This window comes from Rheinheimera sp. WS51, from assembly GCF_050936095.1.
GTDB lineage: Bacteria > Pseudomonadota > Gammaproteobacteria > Enterobacterales > Alteromonadaceae > Alishewanella.
The window spans coordinates 1-4,621 of record NZ_JBOTRC010000030.1 but is presented as its reverse complement, the minus strand read 5'-3'; the positions used below and the strand labels follow the sequence as shown (position 1 = coordinate 4,621).

The 4,621-nt window shown below is 39.9% G+C and carries 1 protein-coding gene; it reads right to left on the bottom strand.

The annotated features are described in order from the left end of the window. Positions 1-4,621 (bottom strand): amino acid adenylation domain-containing protein (locus tag ACRCA4_RS14750; RefSeq protein ID WP_433190287.1); only part of this gene is annotated, 4,621 nt, incomplete at both ends.

Genomic DNA, 4,621 nt, shown 5'->3' with positions numbered 1-4,621 from the left:
CCAGAAGATTGCACTGGGACATTAATACTAGCTGCTTCTGTTAGCCAAAGTTGTTGGACACTTTGTTCTGGTTGCTTCAATAATGCCGAAACATAGCCGCTAAAACAGGCTAAGATCCCCGCGACACTTTGTCGTTTAAATAGCGCTGTGTCATATTCCAACTCAAATAACAAACTACCATTGCGTTGTTCCGCTGCGGTTAGCGACAGATCAAACTTTGCTACCAGTTCATCACTGTGCAAAATATCTACCTGATTATGTGCTAACGTCAAACTAGGCTCAGCCCAAGCTTTATCTAAATAATTAAATAACACTTGAAATAAGGGGTGGTAACTTAGGCTACGATCTGGATTCAGTAGCTCAACTAATTGCTCAAAAGGCAAATCTTGTCTGGTGAATGAGTTTTCAGCTTGCTGTTGCTGTTGTGCTAAAAGACTAGTCAAAGCTAGGCTAGTGTCTACCTTTGTTCTAAACAGTAAAGAGTTGACAAATAACCCTAACATAGGCTCTGTCTCAGGGCGTTGTCTATTAGCTACTGGACTACCAATTACAATATCAGTTTCTGCACTAAAGCGGGCCAGTGTTAAAGCGAAAATAGTTTGTAGAACAACAAAAGGGGTTGTGTTCTGAGTTCGAGCAAAGCGTTGTAACTCTATAGTCAATTCACGAGAGAATACTGTGGTAACAGCACTACCAACAAACCTTTGCTCTGCAGGTCTAGGGTAATCTAATGGCAGGTTATGCACCTGAGGTAAATCTTGTAGTAATTGACACCAATATACTTGCTGTTGGCTAAGTTTTTGTTGTTGCTCTTCTTGCTGCAAATAATGAGTATAATCTAAGTATTGTAATACGTTTTGATCTGATTTAGGTTGTGAACCTTGGAGCAATTGCTGATACAACTCAGATAATTCGGCATACAATAAATCCATTGACCAACCATCAGCGGCGATATGGTGCAAACAAAGCAGCAACTCAAAACGCTGAGACTCTAATTGAACTAAGTCAGCTCTTATCATCAAATCTTTACTTAAATCAAATAGCTTACTGGCATTAAGTTGTTTAATTTTATTAAGTTGTTGTTGACGTTGCTCATGAGTTGACTCGCTTAAGTCAGTAAAACGGCAAACTCCAGCAGATGCAGCCGTAATCTGCATATAGAGTTCACTGTTATCATCTTGGCAATACTGACTCCGTAAAATTTCATGCCGCTCAACCAATAAATCGATAGCTTGGCATAACAATTTAGGCTTTAATTCACCCTGAATAGCAAATTGAGTAGGGATTAAATAACTCGCTCCAGCTTGAGCAAACTGGCAAACAAACCATAACCGTTTTTGTGCTGGAGATACCGGATTACGTTGTTGTCGTGTAGCTCGAACTATGAGTTCTTGCTGCTGAACCGGCTTGGCATCAATAAAAGCGCTAAGCTCACGGATACAGCTGTGTTCAAATAAGTTTCGTAACGTTAAAGCTAACTGCCACTGTTGATTTATACGACTTAGTAACTTACCTGCAAGTAATGAATGGCCACCTAATGCAAAGAAATTAGTCTCAACACAGAGCTCCGCTGCGTCTATATCTAGCGCTTCTGCCCATAACAACTGCAATTGTTGCTCTGTTTCAGTTACTGGCATAACCTGAGTGCTAGATAAATCAGCAACTGGTGGTAATGCACGGCGATCAACTTTGCCATTAGTGGTAATTGGCAAGGCATCTAATATAACAAAATGTGCGGGGATCATATACGAAGGGACTTTACTCGCTAGCTCTGCGCGAATAATATCCTGCCCTGGCTTAATATTATTAGTAACCAAATAAGCCACTAATTCTTTTTGTTGTAACCGGTTAATTCGACTGACAACTACAGCTTGTCTTACATCAGTGCAGTTCAGCAGTTGATGTTCAACCTCACCAAGCTCAATACGAAAGCCTCTGATCTTAAGCTGTTGATCAGCACGGCCAACAAAATGTATTAGACCAAGATTACAGCGATAAACTAAATCTCCTGTTCTATACCAACGGCTTGCTTGATCTGAATTTTCAAACTGAACAAACATTTTTCTTGTTAACGCATCTTGTTGCCAATAGCCCTGAGCTAGGCCCAAGCCACGGCAGTATAACTCGCCTATAGCTCCAATAGGTTGTACGCTACCGTAGTGATCTCGTACTATTACTTCATCTCCCAATATAGGCTGCCCTAACGGCACGGTAGTCGCAGAAAAATCACGTGGGATCGGATAACACAAGGTAAAAGTTGTGTTTTCGGTAGGGCCATAGCCATTAATAATATTCAATTCAGGTTGACGTTTATACATAGCGGCTACCGCTTTGGCGGAAACAACATCTCCCCCTGTTAACAAGTAACGTAAGCTAGGCAATACCTGATTACTGTGTAAGGCAAGGTTTTCGAATACTGCTGCGGTCAACCATAAACTATTAACATTATATGCTGTAACTGCTTGCTCTATACCTGAAGTAGTAATAATAGCATCAGGATACAATACTAAAGTGCCACCATTTAATAGTGGGCCCCATATTTCTAATGTTGCAGCATCAAAAGCAATAGAACCTGCTTGTAAAAATACCGTGTTCTGATCTAAAGCAATGTAATCAGCTAACTTAACTAATCGTAAAATCGCTTGTTGTGGTACAGCTACACCTTTAGGCTGGCCTGTTGAACCTGAGGTATACATAATATACGCTAAATCATCAGGTTGATGAGCCGTCCGCACAAAGGCCTTTTCTGTTGGAGTTAATTGTTCTAATAACAGGATAGGCAACGCTAAATTAGAAAGCTGCTTAACTAAGCTGCTTTCAGTTAATAATATACTCGCCTGGCTATCTTCTAAGATAAAACTATTGCGTGATGTTGGAGCCTCAGGATCAAGTGGTACATAAACTGCCCCCACTTTATTAATTGCTAATAATGTAATAATAAGCTCTACCGAACGAGGTAACAATAACGCCACTCTATCCGATTTAGTGATTCCTTTTTGCTGTAGCTGCGCGGCTAACGAATCAACAGCTAGACCGACTTCAGCGTAAGTCAACTGTTGCTGTTGATATTTTATAGCTATCTTAGCTGGCGTTTTTTGTACCCAATAATCAAATGTCTCAATTAAGCTTTGCTGACAAAGCAATAATTGTTCTGCTGGCACACTACGACCTATACTCCCTTCTGTATCTAAACTAACAACACTTTGTGCTGCCTTAGGTTGCTGTAATAAAGTTTCTAACGCTTGCTTATAGCTGTTAAGCATTCGCTCTATAGTTGCAGTTTTAAACAAATCGGTTGCATACTCCAACTCTAACACAACTCGACCGTCTACTTGTTCTGCTACTGTTAACGATAAATCAAATTTAGCTTTATTCAGCTCAGCTTCTTGTAATTGAATATTTAACTGTTGCCATTGCTCTGTCGCTTGTAAATCAACACCAACATAATTGAACATTAACTGGAACAATGGATGGTGACTCAGAGTACGTACTGGATTAATTAACTCAACTAGTTGTTCAAAATTAATATTATGGCTAAGTAATTGTGCTAAATGCTGCTGGCTACGCTGCATTTGTGCCACAAAACTAGTAGAAAGATCAATGTCGTGTACAACGACCACTGTATTAACAAAAAAACCTAGCATCTCTGTTAATTCAGCTTGTTCACGATTAGCAAGCGCAACAGCTGTCACGACTTTGCGTTCATTGCTTAAACGGGCAATAAGTGATGCAAATACCGAATGATACAGATTAAAACTACTACAATGATAATCATTTGCTAGCTGCTGTAATGACTTAGCTAACGGCACCGCCAGTTCTAAACGACAGACAGCACCGCCATAGCTTGGCGTAACAGGGCGAGGATAATCTGTCGGCACACTATGCAAGGCAGGTGCATCCTGTAATTGTTGTAACCAAAATTCGCTATGTTGTGCAGCTTCAGTTTGTTTCTGGCTAACTGCATAATCAACATACTGTAAAGCCGTAGGATCTATTACATCTAAAGTAATACCGTTACATTCTGAGTTATAAAAATCAGCTAAATGCTGTAATAACAGTTTAACCGACCAACCATCACCGGCAATATGATGTAAGTTAAGCAGTAAGCAATGCTGTTGATCAGATAGACGCACTAGTTTCAGTTGAAGCATCAAATCATTAGCTAAGTCAAATTGAAAACTAGCATGCTCTTGTTGCAATTCGTTTAACGCTTGATATTGCGGCTCTTCAGCCAGCATAGATAAATCTACTTTACACCACAACTCTGCAGATAAAGAGTTAATCTTTTGAAAAACTTCATCATTTACTTTAATGTAAACTGTCCGCAATATCTGCTGCCGAATGAATAGCGCTCTGACTGCGCGATCAAACGCAGTATAATCTAAAGCTCCTGTTAACGTCAGTTGTAACGGCATATTATAAATACTGCTGTCTTGCAGTAATTGACACTGATGCCAAACACTAGCTTGGGCTGCAGACAGAGGATAATAGTCAGCTTCAGCAGCTTTATTGAGTAACTTCACCGCAGTTGAGTCATGCTGTTTAACAATAAAATGTGCTAATTGATCTAATTGTGAGCATGCAAAAACATGCTTTAACTTCAGTTTTGTGTGTAAAGCCT